A 15330-nucleotide genomic window follows, 5' to 3' on the forward strand; every position below is an offset into this window, starting at 1 on the left:
AGTCCATCCGACGTGTGATGCTTATTACAAAAGATTATATAGTTTGATGTCCGGATACTTATCTCCGAACCAACGAAGCGCAAAGTCGTTTTCGAAGAGGAAAACGAGGTTGTCGTAGCGGTCTTTTACAAGCATGGACCGCTGACCCGTCATCGATTCTTTGACGTCTTCTTCATTTTCAATCCACCGGGCAACTTTCGATCCGATATGTTCCATGATCACTTCGACATTGTATTCGTTTTTCATACGGTGTTCGAAGACTTCGAACTGGAGTTGACCGACAGCCCCAAGCAATACTTCTTCCGTATGTAATGTTTTATAATATTGGATTGCACCTTCTTGAACCAATTGTAATATCCCTTTATGAAAATGCTTCGACTTCATGACGTTTTTGGCAGTCACACGAACAAACAGTTCAGGTGTAAATTGTGGTAATGCTTCAAATTGAAAATTCGATTTTCCACCAACGACAGTATCACCAATCTGGTAGTTGCCCGTATCATACAATCCGATAATATCACCAGCTACCGCTTCATTGACCGTTTCACGATCATCCGCAAGAAACTGTGTCGTCTGCGAGAGTTTAACCGTTTTTGATATACGAGGAACTGTTACCGTCATCCCTCTTTCAAATACGCCTGAGACGATGCGCACGAATGCAATCCGGTCTCTATGCGCAGGATTCATATTCGCTTGAATTTTAAATATGAAACCTGAAAACTCTTCGGACTGCGGATTGATTAAGTCTGCATTTTTTGTCAATCTTGGTTGTGGCGGGGGGGCAAATTGCAGAAACGTCTCTAGAAACGTCTGCACACCGAAATTCGTTAACGCACTACCGAAAAACACAGGCGTCAGTTCTCCTTTTGCCACACGTTCTACATCAAATTCATTTCCAGCTTCATTTAAAAGCAATACGTCTTCAACAGCTTGTTTATAATAAGAGGTTTGAGTCATCGGATGCTCGACTGCAAGTTCCCCTTCTTCGTTTATCGGAAGGAAATGGCTCTCCCCTTCGACACGCGCCTGCTCAACTCGTTTGTTAAAACGGTCATAGACACCGATAAATTCTTTTCCCATTCCAATTGGATAGTTCATCGCGTACGACTGTATGCCAAGGACTTCCTCAAGCTCTTCCATCAATTCCAAAGGCTCTTTTCCTTGTCTATCCATTTTGTTCATAAATGTAAAAATCGGTATGCCCCGCATGCGACATACTTTAAATAACTTGATTGTCTGGGGCTCAATCCCCTTGGCGGAATCGACCATCATAACGGCAGCATCGACTGCCATCAACGTCCTGTATGTGTCTTCACTGAAGTCTTCATGCCCAGGCGTATCAAGGATATTCACCCTTTTATCATCATAATCAAACTGAAGGACTGATGAAGTGACAGAAATCCCACGTTGTTTTTCAATTTCCATCCAATCCGATGTTGCGTATTTACCAGACTTCTTCCCTTTTACTGTTCCCGCATCACGGATAGCTCCGCCAAAATACAACAGTTTTTCAGTCATTGTTGTTTTACCGGCATCCGGATGAGAGATAATCGCGAACGTACGTCGCGAAGCGATTTCTTCATGTATAGGTTTTTGCATTTATATGATCTCCTTCTTTTCCACTTTTATAAGCATAGACAGAATACAAGTGATTATCAACATTTTTTTATCAGTCTGGTGAAATCGATTGCGAATAACAAAAGAGCTGCCACAAACGACAGCTCTTTTGTCTCAATTCTTTATGAACCTAGACCTAAATTTCTTTTCCGCTTCTTCTAAAGCGATTTGGGCATCTGAATGTGGAAACTTCTCATTGCCGATAATTTGGAAGTCTTCATGACCCTTGCCCGCAAAGATAATAATATCGCCCTGATCTGCAATGTTTATAGCATGCCTGACAGCAAGTTCGCGATCTCCTATACACGCATATTGTTGATGTTGCATCCCTGCTTCAAGTTCAGAGAGAATCGATTCAAACGGTTCGTCCCTCGGATCATCCGTCGTTAATATGACGTAATCGGCAATTGATGCTTTTTCCGCCATGATCGGTCGCTTGACGCGATCTCGATTTCCGCCTGTACCGATGACAAAAATTAGTTTACTGTCCGCATCTTTATAAGGGAGCACGGCTTGAATCGCTTTTTCGATTGCGTCGGGTGAATGAGCGTAGTCAACATACAGTGTCAAAGGTAAGTTCGTTTCAACTTTCTCCATGCGCCCTTTTGCCGCTGGTATTATAGCAAGTCCACCTATGATTTTTTCAATAGAAATTCCTTTTGCGTAAAGAGCTGCAATCGAAGCAAGTGCATTATACACATTGAACTCGCCAATCAGAGACATCGAAACATCAAATTCCCCTTCAGGTGATAAAAGATGGAATGAAGTCCCGTCAACACCTAGCTTAATATCGGTAGCTTTAAAATCAGCCTGTGACTTGATAGCGAAAGTGATAACCGGGTAGGATGTCATTTCTTTCATCCGGTGTCCCCAAGGATCATCAGCATTGACAACACCGAATTTCGCCCGTTCAAGATCTTGTCCAAGTTGGGCGAATAACAAACCTTTTGCATGACCGTAATTATCCATACTCCCATGAAAATCCAAATGATCATGCGATAGATTCGTAAATACTGCAATATCGAACTCCGTACCTGATAGTCGACCTTCAAGAAGTCCATGAGAGGAGACTTCCATTGTCATCGTTGTACAACCTTCATCGGCCGCTTGCCGGATTAATTGTTGTGTCGTCAATACATCATTCGTTGTATTTTCTGTTTCGTAAAGTATGCCATCCAAGTCAAAACCGATTGTACCTGTAACAGCGGATTTTTCGCCAATATGTCTGATAATTGAATGCAGCATATTGCTGACGCTAGTTTTTCCATTCGTCCCTGTGACACCGATCATCGTCATTTCTTTGGATGGATACCGGTAATAACGGGGAGCAAGTAAAGCGATTGCCCTGTTCGTATCATCAACATGCACAATAGCCACTTTCTCGGTATCCACATCTATTGGACTGGAGGCAACAATAACTCTCGCCCCCATTTCCACCGCTTTTTGCGCATAAGCATGTCCATCGACTGTAAATCCCTTTATACAGACGAAGACACCACCTGCATTAATCGTTCTTGAATTGACAGCCAGATCCGTAACTGTTTCAGGGAGAATTCCTTCGACGCGTTTAATCGGCAAACCGGAAAATAAATAATCAGTTTTCATTAGCTGAACCACCTCAATCCATCATGTCAGACGTGACATATGCGTATAGCAATTGCGCTGTTGCTTGTAAGGAATCAGTATGCGTCCTCTCCAACGCGTGTGAAGACTCTATTCCAGGACCGAACAGTGCATGCCTTACGTCAAAGCCTGCCCGAATTGCTGCAGAAGCATCCGATCCGTAATATGGATAAATATCCAATTTAAACGGAATCGAAGACGTCTCGCAAAGGTTTGTCAAATGTCTAGTCAATCCATAATGGTAGGGACCACTAGAATCTTTCGCACAAATGGAAACGGTATACTCATCGGACGTCTGCCCATCACCGATCGCTCCCATGTCGACTGCGATATACTCAACAGTTTGCTCAGGAATATTGGAATTTCCGCCATAACCGATTTCTTCATTATTTGAAATATAGAAATGCGTCGTATTCGGCAGCTCAATGTTATTTTCCGTCACATTGCGCAATAAATCGATAAGTAAAGCAGTACTAGCCTTATCATCCAAATGTCTTGATTTTACAAAACCGTTATCCGTTGTTTCAAATCGTGCGTCAAATGAAACAAAATCGCCTACTTCAATACCAAGGGCTCTTGTTTCCTTCGCATTTTTAACTTTTTCATCAATACGCACTTCAATATTATCCGCGTTTCTTTCTGCGGTTCCCGCATTTCGGTATACATGCACAGTCGTCTGATGCATGAGTATGGTACCTCTAATATCTTTTCCTGAAGCAGTATGTATTTGGCAATATTCACCTTCAACTGCATTCCAGTTGAAACCGCCAATCATGGCTAGCTTTAGCCTTCCGTCACTCTTAACTTCTTTCACCATTGCACCAAGTGTATCCACATGCGCTGTAAGAAGTCGATGACGTGAATCATCTTTCCCTTTAACCGTTGCGATGAGGGCGCCTTTATTCGTTTTCTTAAAAGTCGTTCCTATATCATTTAACTCGGCCTGGATAACGTCCATCACTCGCTCGGTGTAACCTGAAGGACTTGGTGTCTCAACAAGCCTTTTCAATAAACTGACTACCCCTTGTTCATCAAACTGTTTCACTTCTACCATATCCTCTCTCAAGTCAGAAATTTTCGTATTCAGATTTAGCCATATGTTGTATAATATCTATATTACTACTTATGCAAGAGGTGATTCAATGAAAACAATAAAATCCTTACTTACACGAACTAGATTTCTAGCCATCACTTCTGCTATTTTAGTTTTAATCCTTTTAATCATAACGATTTGGCATGGTTATTCACTTTATTTAATCTCTATACAAGCCTTGTTATTCATTTTATGTTTTACGCTAATATTTTTCTCAGTCAGAGTTGACGATATGATACTTTCTTGCTTCTTAAATTTTAAAAAGAACAAGCAGAAAGGTTATTTAGACCTCTTTTTCGAACATTCACAAGATGCAATTGCAGTTTTCACTCCTAGTAACGAAATTATCGCAGTAAACCCTGCATTCACCCAATTATATCTTTATAACGAAGACGAGTGCATTGGTAAATCCATTCATTTTTATGATCCAACTGAAAAGGAGCAAGTGATTGAACGACAAAAACATCTATTAGAAGGTAAGCATTTTAATAATATACGAACAAAAGAAATGCGCAAAGATGGAACGCTCTTTTTTGCGGATACGACGCTTACACCTATCTTTAATGAGAATAAGGAAGTCATCGCTATATCAGTGATAATCCGTAATATCACTGAACGGATTGAAGCCGAACGTATTAAATTCGATTCAATTAAAATGAATGCATTCGGTGAACTTGCCGCTTCGGTTGCACATGAAGTACGTAATCCATTGACTTCTGTTTCGGGTTTCATTCAGTTAATGAATATTGACTCCGAAAATCCTTACCGAGTGTATACCGAAATAATGGAAAATGAAATTGAACGGATCAACCTCATTGTTAATGAGTTTCTTATTTTATCGAAACCTCATTTAAAAACGCATACTGAATTGAATTTGGAGGATATTTTATTCGAAGTTGTCGAGTTATTCAGTGAAGACTTAATAGAACAAAAGATTACTTGTGACGTTTATCTTGCAGAATATGTTTCAACCATATCAGGTAACGCCGTCAGTCTTAAACAGCTATTTATTAATCTAATGAAAAACGCATTGGACGCGGTTGAAAAGAATGGCGCTATTTCATTTACAGTTTCCCTTGTGAACAACCGTGTTTCCGTCACAATAAGAGATTCAGGAACAGGAATCTCTCATGCGATCGCAAATCAGATTTTCACACCTTTTTTCTCGACAAAGAAAGGCGCATCCGGTTTGGGACTCGTCATTACAAAGAAAATCGTGCTCGATCATTTAGGACAAATTGAATTAAATAACCGTGTAATGGACGCAACTGAATTCATCGTCACATTCCCGAGAACTTCGATAAATGAAATTCCGACAATCGCTGCGCCTATGGAAATTGCATAAAGTACATTATGAAAAAATCGTCCTCGCGAAAGAGGACGATTTTTTCATTACTGCCTATTCATAGTTTGACTTTCACTCTACTATTCATTTTAATAGCTTTTTAATCAACGAAAGTTTATTCCCATAAGGCGGGAATGCAATACGCATAGGTATTTTCGTGTTTTTCTTCATGACCGATTTCTTATGGGAGAATAAATCGAAACTCGCTTTTCCATGGTATGCATTCATGCCTGAATTTCCAACCCCACCGAACGGTAAGTGGATATTTGCTACGTGCGAAATCGTATCATTTATGCAGCCGCCTCCAAAGGAAAGGTTTTCAAGGAAATATCTTTGCGCCATATCATTTTCTGTAAATAGATAGGCTGCTAACGGTTTGGGTAGTTTGCGGATCTGATGAATCGCTTCACCAAGATTCTGATAGCCGATGACAGGTAGAATCGGACCGAAAATTTCTTCCTCCATTGATGGGCTGTTCCACGACACACCGTCTAATAGGGTCGGGCTCATATAGAGGTCTTCCCGATTGACTTCACCACCAAAATACACATGGTTTTTTTCCATGTTCAGCATTTTGGCTAATCGATCGAAATGCTTGTCATGAATGAGTCTGCCATAATCCGGGCTTTTCGCAATGTCGTTACCGTAAAATTCTTTAATAACACTAACCATTTCTTTCATAAACTGTTTTTTTACATCTTCATGGACTAATGCATAATCCGGCGCAACGCAGGTCTGTCCGTTATTGACAAATTTCCCCCACACGATACGTTCCGCTGCAATACGTAAATTGGCAGTCTGATCGACGATAGCAGGACTTTTGCCGCCCAATTCCAAAGTGATCGGCGTCAGACGTTCTGAGGCAGCTTTCATGACGACTTTACCGACTTTTGCACTACCTGTAAAAAAGATGTAATCGAATGGCGCATGAATAAGTGCGGACGTTTCTTCGATGCCACCTTCGACAACACGAACGTAATCTGGCGGATAAATCTCCGTTAATATACTTTTAATGACCGATGCTGTATGCGGTGCGGCTTCAGACGGTTTTACAATGGCACAATTCCCTGCCGTTATTGCGCCAACCAAAGGATCCATCACCAGTTGGAATGGATAATTGAAAGGACCGATGATTAATACGGAACCATAAGGCTCACTGACAATAAAACTTTTGGCTGGCTGAAGGTGTAAAGGTGTTTTCACTTCTTCTGGCTCCATCCAGCTTTCCAGATTTTTAATCATATAACTAATGCTCGATTGGACGAAACCGACTTCTGTTACATACGATTCGAAAGCACTTTTTCCTAAATCTTTTAATAGTGCTTCATGTATTTCATTCTCTTTCTCTTTTATAGCGTTTTTCAAACGTTCAAGCATTTCCACTCTGAAAGATAATTCTTTCGTTGTACCGGTAAAGTAGAAATTATGTTGAAAGCCAATCATGGATTCTATATTTTTATCAATCGACACGTAAAAACTCCTCCTCTAGAAATGCAAATTGTCAATATAGCAAAAGAACTGAATTAATATCGTCAAATTCCGACCAATTACGCAGTTTGGGAAATCAGTCGACAACATATACTAAAAGTACAGCTTTAGTTTAAATATTTTCATTCACAAAGCCCAGGTATACATAAAACTCACTAAACATAGTCATTTTCGAAGTTAACTTGCCCTTTTCAATGACTAAGAACTATAGGCCTTACGATTCCTTTTAATGCATTGGCGTTTCACCCTCACATACTCAAGGGTAAAGAATTATCAAATAGCTAAAAAACAAATGAATGAAATGGAGGAAATGGACATGACAACAACAGAAACTTGGTGGGAAACAATTTTTGAAGGAAATCTTTCATTAGGACTCAACAAGGAGCGCATCTCAGACCTTGAAGATGAAACTTTCCTCTACTACGGTGAAATGGATCCTCAGGTAGACTCAGACCAAATACATTTAAAACCACAATAAATCCAACTAGGCTTTTCCGCTAATTGCGGGGAAGCTTTTTTCATTCAATACTTTTCCATAAGTAAAGCGCAGCATAACTCAAGTAAGGTGACCAGTACGGAAAGCGGGAAAGCATCTCATCCGAAGTCGGTTTTCTGTCCATATTCCATAATTTCTTTAACCCATTTTGTAAACCAATGTCTCCCAATGGAAACACATTGGGGCGACCAAGACCAAACATGAGAAAGTTCTGCGCAGTCCATGGTCCAATCCCACGCAGTTTCGTCAATCGGTTAACAACCTCTGCATCTTCCATCCACTCAAACTTTGTTAGATCAAGTGCCCCTTCGACAATTTCCTTCGATATACCGATTACATATTCAGCTTTCCTTCTACTAAATTGAAGATTTTGTAAATCTTCTACCCGCAATGCTGCAATTACTTCTGGTTTCGGGTATCGCCATACACCCTCTTGTCGGGCTCCGAACGTTTCAACGAAACGCAATGTCAGTATATGTGCAAATGCAACATTCAATTGTTGATGGATAATGTTTCGCATAAGTGTACCATATGGGGAGAAATTTCGGATAATTGGTGTTCCAGCATACTGTACAAAAAGTCTTTCCAGATCACTCTCTGCGAAATGTTCAGTTATATGACGCAATGAATCGTGAAAGTGAAAACACTTACTTACCCACTCAATCTGCTTTTCATTCAGGTTTCCCGTAATGACAAAAGCAGGAGCACTTTTCGTGCCTGTTCCTTTTAGCGCGACAATATTCCCTTCATCCATCGGAATACGAATTTCTCGTTTATGCAAATCAACCGCATTTACAGGATCTAATGCCAGTCGTTGTAGCGCCTCGTCGAAATCATAATCAAAAGATAATTCAATCAAAGTACCGATAGAACTCACCTCTTTACAATTCATTCTACCTTTTTTATGTGTAGAAAAAAACTTTTTAAAATAGTGTTGACTTCTATTTCAAATTAGCTATAATAGAACTTGTGCAGCAAACAATTTATCCCGATTCCTTAGCTCAGCTGGGAGAGCGCTACCTTGACAGGGTAGAGGTCGCTGGTTCGAGCCCAGTAGGAATCATTGGGTGCCAAACCCTCGGAAGTATTGTCGGAACAACGATACTTCTCCAAAGCAGATCTATTAGGCCGGATGCCTAGGATCTGTTTTTTTCTATTCAATTATATGAAGTTACACCTCAAAGGCAGTAAAACTTCCGTCATCCTCAAAGTCGACAATTTTGATAACCCTATCCGAGAAAGCCTCTACAGTTTTAGATTCATCGGTAAGGATTAAAGATAGAACCTGGAAACTCGACTCGCTCTTTTTCTTGTTGAATAAAGTCAAAAACTGTTCATCCACTTCATCTTCTCCGTCTGTTATAAAGATAATATCGGCTTTTTTAAAGCGGCTTAATTTGATAATTTCCAACGCTTCTTGCAAAGCGATTGTAAAGTCTGTTCCTCCATTTAAATAGGTGCGTGCAAGCATTAGCATTTCTGACGTTTTAATTTTACCTTTTGCATATGTAAAAACCTTTGTCTGTTTGGAGAATGTAAGTAGACAAAAATCACGGTGCTGTTTTCTTGCGAGAGTCATAAGAGCTAGAGCAAATCCTTTCGATTGGCTGTCAAAGCTACTCATGCTTGATGATTGATCAAGGCAAAGGATAATAGGACCTTTCCCCAACACTTCCTGTCCCAGCTGATTATATTGCATCGTTTGCACTTCTATGAAACGTCGTAAAAAATCTACTTTCGAAATCGGGTGTGTAAGTAACCCTAATTCATACGGTAGCAATAGTTCAAGGTTGCTTCCGATTGCAATCCCTCTTCTTTCGACTGATTCGCTCTGTTGGTTTTTTTGCTTTTTACGGGCAATCTGCTTGAATCGGCCAGCCCATTCCGCGATATCTCTCAGCTGCTTATCTGCGGCAAGTTTCTCGGCTAACGTAATTTGATCACGTAAAGGAACTTTTGTTAAATCCGCGTCACCTTTCCCCGCTCTCAAACCGCCCAGTAAGGACTTTACATTAACGTAGATTTGTTTTGTTTCAAGCATGACTTCTGTCAAATTCTCTATGAAGTTTTCTTCATAATCCATAATGGATTGTTCAAACTCTATTCCGTCACTCAATCCTAAGCCACTAACTTCTTCCACAGATTTTATGAAATCATCTTGCGTTGATTTTACAACGTGTAATAAGGGACACAAATCCAACCGCTGCTCCAATTGTGCAACAAAGTACTTGTTGATCAGCTCTCCAATCTTTATCGTACCAACGATGGCCGCTAAATCATTCAGCCGAGTGATGCAGTGAAATTCACTATAGGATTCATGTTCAATAATGTTTCGTAAAAGCATACGATGCATTTGTAATGCTGCATGTGTATCGTCTGTCCTGATTTCCGGTTTCATTTTATATAGGCAAGCCCATACGTCACAAAGAAGTGCTTCCATTAATGGCAGCACCGCTTCATGTTCAATCTGCTGAAGCTTTTCCGACATATCAAACAGTTCACCAAATCGCCTTCTGTCAAATAAATCCGTATTTAAAACCGAATGATTCTTCATTCGTCGGTCTCCTTAATCTTATGAATTGTAGTAGAAGCTCGATGCTTCCTTCCTCATTTTCCGCAATTTTGCTGGCCCGTCAGAATACAATGGTTCCATTAGATACGTCAGCACTTCTTCTTGCATCGCTTTCACTTTTACAAGCATTCGGTCGATTTCTGAAGCTCTATCTGGATTATTCTCACTGAACTTAGTCAAATCGGTGATTAACGATTTCATCTTCTGAGCGCCTTCCATCCCTGCTTCTTCGGACTGATCGCCAAGAACGATATTAAACACTTCAATTGCCTCCGATTGTATCGAATCGAGTTTGCGGATAACATAATCCATTGCATGTCTGCGAACAATGACCGACGTCGTACCTCTCTCATCTGTTAGTTCCCACAAAACATTTTCGAGAATGACGAGATCATCCACCTTCACAGCACCTCGCTTGTTAATCAATGCTCGCGCCTGTAAAATGCGTATCGACTGTTTAAATCGACGATCTGAAGGCCTTATCCCTTCATCACGGAGGTCTTTTCGAATTCTGGCTAGCGCTGTGTAAACTTCGTCAGAAACGATTACGTTGTCAGCCAACGCCTGAAGTTCAGTCAATTCATCAATTTTCAAGGAAAGTTGAGAGGAAATAGTACCCTCATTTTTTAACATCGAAAGAAAGTTGTTTTCATTCTCGATATAGTCCACTTCATACCTGAAAAGAAATCGGTCGAAGAGTGCTTCAAGCCCTTCTCCTTCTTCCGGGTATTCATTTGATGCTCCTATCACAGATATAAGAGGAACCTTTGTAGGTGTGCCGCCATTATAAAATAACCTTTCATTAATAATTGTTAGCAGACTATTTAAAATCGCGCTGTTCGCTTTGAAGATTTCATCGAGAAAGACAAGATGTGCTTCTGGCATTTTCGTTTCCGTATTTCGTTTGTAAATACCATGTTCTAAGTCTTTTAACGATAATGGACCAAATACTTCTTCTGGGGTGCTAAACCTTGTAAGCAACCACTGAAAGTACTTTCCACCATCAATTATTTTCGCAAACTCAATCGCCAATGCGGATTTAGCTGTTCCCGCCGGACCGATAAGCAGTATATGTTGACGAGCAAGCAGCGCAATTAAAAGCGCCTCTACTTCTTTTTCACGTTCATAAAATTTCGCATTCACCGCATTTTTAATATCCATTAATTTTGAAAGACTTTCCTCCATCACTTTATCCTCCTTCATCTTACGTACACAAAGCTTTTCCAATTTTGACGTGTGCTATTCTAAAAGAAAAAAGCCTGTATATCAATGAACGAATCGTTCATCGACACACAGGCTATCCTTTAGATATCTCATGAGTCAAGATAAAAATGAAGCGATAAATATAATAACAATCGCAATCGGCGCTATGAAACGGACGATAAATTTCCACAGTTTGTTCAAATAAGGGTGCATTCGTAATTCATCATCGGTTTCGGCAGATGATAAAACATACCCAGCGAAGATCGAGATAAGTAAAGCCCCAATCGGTAACCCTATTCGGCTTGTGAGTAAGTCCGCAAAATCGAAAATTGTTCCGCCGGGCATTTCGACGTTTGCTAGTACACCGAATGACAAGGCGCTTGGTATGCCGACGATAAAGATAAGCGCCCCAAACATCCACGCAGCGCGTCTTCTACGATCATACTTTTTCCGTATGCCAGTCGATACAACGATTTCTAACATTGAAATCGATGACGTCAGAGTCGCAAACAGCATGAGAATGAAAAACACGATGATAAAGAAACCACCAAAGGGAATTTCATTAAAAATCGCTGGTAACACAACAAAAATAAGACCCGGTCCTTCCGCAGGTGATTGCCCGAGTGCAAAGACTGCCGGAAAAATAACAATCCCCGCTAGTAGGGAAATGACAATATTAAGAATGGAGACGTTAAATGCCGATTGGCCGAGTTTTTCTTCTTTCTGCAAATAAGAAGCATACGTCATCATTGCCGTTACGCCTACGCTTAGTGAGAAAAACGCTTGTCCCAGTGCCATTAGAAGCGTCTTGCTCGTCAAATAAGACCAATCGGGGACAAATAGGAAACGAATACCTTCCATCGCGCCATCTAGCGTTAACGACCTAATTGCCAGCAAGATGAAAAAAATGAACAACAGCGGCATCATTAATCGGCTCGCACGTTCAATTCCGCCCCTTATACCACTTTGTACAATCCAGATAGTCAACACCATAAAAATGGCCTGTCCAACGAGTACTTCAACTGGATCCGCAATGATTGAATTGAACAATTCACTATGATCTGTTGTTTCCAATTTAAAAAATAGCGCTCTGGCCAAATAAGAAAGGATCCACCCACCAACTACGCTATAAAAAGACAAGAGTATGAATGATGATCCTAATCCCATCCATCCAATCCAATGCCATTTACGCCCAGGCGCAAGCTTCTTTAGAGAAGTGACTGCATCGCTCTTCCCTCTCCTACCGATTACAAATTCAGCTAACAAAACCGGTAAACCGATTACTAACGTACAAATAATAAATAATAGAACGAAGACACTTCCGCCATTCGTACCTGCCATATAGGGAAATTTCCAAATTGCCCCAAGCCCTATTGCACTGCCTGCAGCCGCCAGTACAAAACCGATTTTTGAAGTCCATTGCTCACGTTGTTTCACTCAATCACCCGTTTCAATTCTAGTGTCACTTCTAATTTTGTATTAGTATACCGTATGATGCATATGAACATGAAGTTATTTATTATTTCGTTAACTGTTTTATCTTTCGAATAAAGGGAATCATACGAGCAATGGACAGGAGGCAGGATAATGGAACTACTAAAAGTGAATGGTCGACTAGATTCTAAACGCGTCGCTGTGGGAATTCTGTTACCGATTATCGGAGGATCGATTACAGGATGGATCGCCAATCGAAATACACAGGAGAAATATAAAAAGCTAAAAAAACCCTCTTTTTCTCCTCCACCTTCCGCATTCCCAATTGCATGGACAACGTTATATGGAATGATGGGCTTGGCAAAATATCGGGTTGAACGAAAAAAAGAATTCGGATTTCGTGAACCTACCGCAATTCCCTCATACGAAATACAACTTGGTTTGAACTATTTGTGGTCTTTCCTTTATTTCAGATGGGGATTGCGGGGAACCGCACTAATCGAGATGACGATTCTTTTGGCCACAATTGCTTTAACGACATATGAATTTTATACTGTCGACAAAACCGCTGGCACATTGATGATTCCGTATATCGGATGGGTTGCATTCGCGTTATGCTTGAATTACACTACTTGGCAATTGAATAAATGAATGCAAAATGAATGAAGAAATCCCTTGCAACTAAGATGCAAGGGATTTTATAGTGCGTTTAACTGAAATTAATTTCTTGAGGTTCTTCGCCTTTTTTGTTCATGAGACGCATTGATTCGGGTGTTATTTTGAGAATGACGAGGTTCGGATCTTCTGGGCCTGTGAACCATGACTTCATCTGATCGTTCCACACTTTCTCTTTAACAGCTTCATCATCTGAAATGTTCACTGTTCCCATCACTTCCAAGTAAGCGTCGCCAAATCCGTCACCGTCATAACCGATGAGGATATGTGTGTTCGGATTGTCTTCAAGTTCATCAACCTTATCCGTCTGTTTCGATGTTGCAGTGTAAAGTGTAAACTCGTCATTAAAGAAAGTCATGTACCTGCTGAACGGTTTCCCGTTTTGCACGGTAGCCATTGTACCAATGAAGCTTTCGTCTAAAATTTTACGTGCAGTTTTCTTTGTATCCATTTCTACCACTCCTTATTAAAAGTCTCCCTTAACTCTTCCTATAAACGAGGGAAACTAAACATTTAACAGCACTCTTAGACCTATAATTCAATAAGGAAGATTTTCTCATTGATATTTGAAAGAGGTACGCGTATTATATAAATATAAGCTGCATTGTTCGTATTCACATAAGTTTTAACCTTTAAGCTGTAAAAGGGAGTTTTATATAAAAACAGGAATGGCAAGCCCGGTTCACTTAGTCAATCGGGACAAACAGGAATGTTTTTGCGAACACCCACTTTGAGGAGTGGTGGTTTAAAACTTTCATGATTAACGATACGGCAAACGCGGCTTTTAATTTTAACTTCATGCTTTTTCATACATGACACCACTCAATTTAGAGTGGTGTTTTTTATTTACCTCATAAACCTGTCGATTCTTAGAGCAATGCATGCAAAACAATTTGTCAACTATCCATGAATACTTTTACTATGCAAGGTACTTTAAGATCACGAATTGTGATTTTTTGACCGAAAGCAATTTGGGCATCAATCCACTGCTCTGCAAAAGTAATAGAATGAAGTATAATAAGAAAACGGATAATAGCAAAGCAATAGTAGGAAGAACCTAATGCAAGCTTAAAATGCTACACAATCATTTATGTAAGACTGGGCAACAAATTTTCCTAAATTGGCAATCACTGATGAGATTTCCCCCCAGTTACTTACAACTACTAAACCATACAATTGAACAGAAAAAAGGATTGAGTATATGATTAAACGACTTGTCGTAACAGGCTATAAAAGCCATGAATTAGGTATTTTCGACGATAAACATGCAGGAATACCAATTATTAAGAAAGCACTTGAAAGCCGTCTAACTCCATTGCTTGAAGCCGGTCTCGAGTGGATTATTATGAGCGGTCAGCCAGGAGTCGAAACATGGGCTGCGGAAACGGCAATTGACCTACAGGAAGACTTTCCTGATTTACAAATCGCTATCATCACGCCATTTGAAGAACAGGACAAAAACTGGAATGACGCAAAGAAGCAGGCATATGAATTCATACTCTCGCATGCAGACTATACCGTCAGCTTAACAAAACGGCCTTATGAAGCACCATGGCAATTCATCGAGAAGGATAAGTTTCTGTTGCGTAATTCGGATGGAATATTAATAGTCTACGATGAAGAAAATGATGGTTCACCGAAATTCATGAAAAAGATGGCAATGAGCTATGCTGAGAAAAGTGATTATGAAGTATTGACGATTTCGGCTGATGATCTTCAATTGATAGCAGAAGATTTACAACGGAAAGATTGGGATTAACGTATAAAAAACAGCTGTTACCAGT

13 protein-coding genes and 1 tRNA gene are annotated in these 15330 nt (G+C 40.2%); 5 read left to right on the top strand and 9 right to left on the bottom strand.

Features of this window, described 5'->3' with window-relative positions:
* Positions 1-24 precede the first annotated feature (24 nt).
* The 3 genes from QWT69_RS10050 to QWT69_RS10060 all read right to left on the bottom strand — a co-directional run bounded on the left by QWT69_RS10050 (position 25) and on the right by QWT69_RS10060 (position 4294).
* On the bottom strand, positions 25-1599 hold the full coding sequence (locus tag QWT69_RS10050) for a peptide chain release factor 3 (protein ID WP_317965321.1): 1575 nt from the start codon (positions 1597-1599) through the stop codon (positions 25-27).
* Between the two features lie 132 nt (positions 1600-1731).
* Complete coding sequence (locus QWT69_RS10055) at positions 1732-3222, bottom strand: UDP-N-acetylmuramoyl-L-alanyl-D-glutamate--2,6-diaminopimelate ligase (protein WP_317965323.1); 1491 nt, start codon at positions 3220-3222, stop codon at positions 1732-1734.
* Positions 3223-3235: 13 nt separating this feature from the next.
* Complete coding sequence (locus QWT69_RS10060; protein WP_317965325.1) at positions 3236-4294, bottom strand: M42 family metallopeptidase; 1059 nt, start codon at positions 4292-4294, stop codon at positions 3236-3238.
* Between the two features lie 88 nt (positions 4295-4382).
* Here QWT69_RS10060 and QWT69_RS10065 point away from each other — a divergent pair, with 88 nt between their 5' ends.
* Positions 4383-5678, top strand: a complete 1296-nt coding sequence (locus QWT69_RS10065; protein WP_317965327.1) for a two-component system sensor histidine kinase NtrB — start codon at positions 4383-4385, stop codon at positions 5676-5678.
* Between the two features lie 84 nt (positions 5679-5762).
* Here the strand turns inward: QWT69_RS10065 and QWT69_RS10070 are convergent, their stop codons facing one another.
* The gene (locus QWT69_RS10070) at positions 5763-7121 is read right to left on the bottom strand and encodes an aldehyde dehydrogenase (RefSeq protein WP_317971035.1); all 1359 of its coding nucleotides are present in this window, start codon (positions 7119-7121) and stop codon (positions 5763-5765) included.
* A gap of 361 nt (positions 7122-7482) precedes the next feature.
* Between QWT69_RS10070 and QWT69_RS10075 the strand changes: the two genes are divergently transcribed.
* Positions 7483-7644: a hypothetical protein gene (locus tag QWT69_RS10075; RefSeq protein WP_317965329.1), complete on the top strand. Its 162-nt coding sequence runs from the start codon at positions 7483-7485 to the stop codon at positions 7642-7644.
* Between the two features lie 40 nt (positions 7645-7684).
* Here the strand turns inward: QWT69_RS10075 and QWT69_RS10080 are convergent, their stop codons facing one another.
* The gene (locus QWT69_RS10080; RefSeq protein ID WP_317965331.1) at positions 7685-8554 is read right to left on the bottom strand and encodes a DNA-3-methyladenine glycosylase family protein; all 870 of its coding nucleotides are present in this window, start codon (positions 8552-8554) and stop codon (positions 7685-7687) included.
* Positions 8555-8652: 98 nt separating this feature from the next.
* Between QWT69_RS10080 and QWT69_RS10085 the strand changes: the two genes are divergently transcribed.
* A tRNA-Val gene (locus tag QWT69_RS10085) sits at positions 8653-8725 on the top strand.
* Between the two features lie 108 nt (positions 8726-8833).
* Here the strand turns inward: QWT69_RS10085 and QWT69_RS10090 are convergent.
* From QWT69_RS10090 to QWT69_RS10100, 3 genes are all read right to left on the bottom strand, one after another.
* Complete coding sequence (locus QWT69_RS10090) at positions 8834-10216, bottom strand: vWA domain-containing protein (RefSeq protein ID WP_317965333.1); 1383 nt, start codon at positions 10214-10216, stop codon at positions 8834-8836.
* Positions 10217-10234: 18 nt separating this feature from the next.
* On the bottom strand, positions 10235-11419 hold the full coding sequence (locus QWT69_RS10095) for an AAA family ATPase (protein ID WP_317965335.1): 1185 nt from the start codon (positions 11417-11419) through the stop codon (positions 10235-10237).
* Positions 11420-11554: 135 nt separating this feature from the next.
* Positions 11555-12874: a sodium-dependent transporter gene (locus tag QWT69_RS10100; RefSeq protein WP_317965337.1), complete on the bottom strand. Its 1320-nt coding sequence runs from the start codon at positions 12872-12874 to the stop codon at positions 11555-11557.
* Between the two features lie 150 nt (positions 12875-13024).
* On the opposite strand from QWT69_RS10100, the gene QWT69_RS10105 reads away from it, so the two are divergent.
* Positions 13025-13522: a TspO/MBR family protein gene (locus tag QWT69_RS10105; protein ID WP_317965339.1), complete on the top strand. Its 498-nt coding sequence runs from the start codon at positions 13025-13027 to the stop codon at positions 13520-13522.
* Positions 13523-13580: 58 nt separating this feature from the next.
* Here the strand turns inward: QWT69_RS10105 and QWT69_RS10110 are convergent, their stop codons facing one another.
* The gene (locus QWT69_RS10110; RefSeq protein WP_317965341.1) at positions 13581-13997 is read right to left on the bottom strand and encodes a pyridoxamine 5'-phosphate oxidase family protein; all 417 of its coding nucleotides are present in this window, start codon (positions 13995-13997) and stop codon (positions 13581-13583) included.
* Positions 13998-14747: 750 nt separating this feature from the next.
* Between QWT69_RS10110 and QWT69_RS10120 the strand changes: the two genes are divergently transcribed.
* Positions 14748-15305, top strand: a complete 558-nt coding sequence (locus tag QWT69_RS10120) for an SLOG family protein (protein WP_317965343.1) — start codon at positions 14748-14750, stop codon at positions 15303-15305.
* Positions 15306-15330 lie beyond the last annotated feature (25 nt).

Source organism: Sporosarcina oncorhynchi (assembly GCF_033304615.1).
Lineage (GTDB): Bacteria > Bacillota > Bacilli > Bacillales_A > Planococcaceae > Sporosarcina > Sporosarcina oncorhynchi.

Excerpts from the sequence above, each read along its gene's own strand:
- QWT69_RS10060 (WP_317965325.1), bottom strand. The coding sequence starts at position 4,294 with ATGGTAGAAGTGAAACAGTTTGATGAACAAGGGGTAGTCAGTTTATTG.
- QWT69_RS10065 (WP_317965327.1), top strand. The coding sequence starts at position 4,383 with ATGAAAACAATAAAATCCTTACTTACACGAACTAGATTTCTAGCCATC.
- QWT69_RS10055 (WP_317965323.1), bottom strand. The coding sequence starts at position 3,222 with ATGAAAACTGATTATTTATTTTCCGGTTTGCCGATTAAACGCGTCGAA.
- QWT69_RS10080 (WP_317965331.1), bottom strand. The coding sequence starts at position 8,554 with ATGAATTGTAAAGAGGTGAGTTCTATCGGTACTTTGATTGAATTATCT.
- QWT69_RS10120 (WP_317965343.1), top strand. The coding sequence starts at position 14,748 with ATGATTAAACGACTTGTCGTAACAGGCTATAAAAGCCATGAATTAGGT.
- QWT69_RS10050 (WP_317965321.1), bottom strand. The coding sequence starts at position 1,599 with ATGCAAAAACCTATACATGAAGAAATCGCTTCGCGACGTACGTTCGCG.
- QWT69_RS10105 (WP_317965339.1), top strand. The coding sequence starts at position 13,025 with ATGGAACTACTAAAAGTGAATGGTCGACTAGATTCTAAACGCGTCGCT.
- QWT69_RS10090 (WP_317965333.1), bottom strand. The coding sequence starts at position 10,216 with ATGAAGAATCATTCGGTTTTAAATACGGATTTATTTGACAGAAGGCGA.
- QWT69_RS10070 (WP_317971035.1), bottom strand. The coding sequence starts at position 7,121 with ATGATTGGCTTTCAACATAATTTCTACTTTACCGGTACAACGAAAGAA.
- QWT69_RS10095 (WP_317965335.1), bottom strand. The coding sequence starts at position 11,419 with ATGGAGGAAAGTCTTTCAAAATTAATGGATATTAAAAATGCGGTGAAT.
- QWT69_RS10110 (WP_317965341.1), bottom strand. The coding sequence starts at position 13,997 with ATGGATACAAAGAAAACTGCACGTAAAATTTTAGACGAAAGCTTCATT.
- QWT69_RS10075 (WP_317965329.1), top strand. The coding sequence starts at position 7,483 with ATGACAACAACAGAAACTTGGTGGGAAACAATTTTTGAAGGAAATCTT.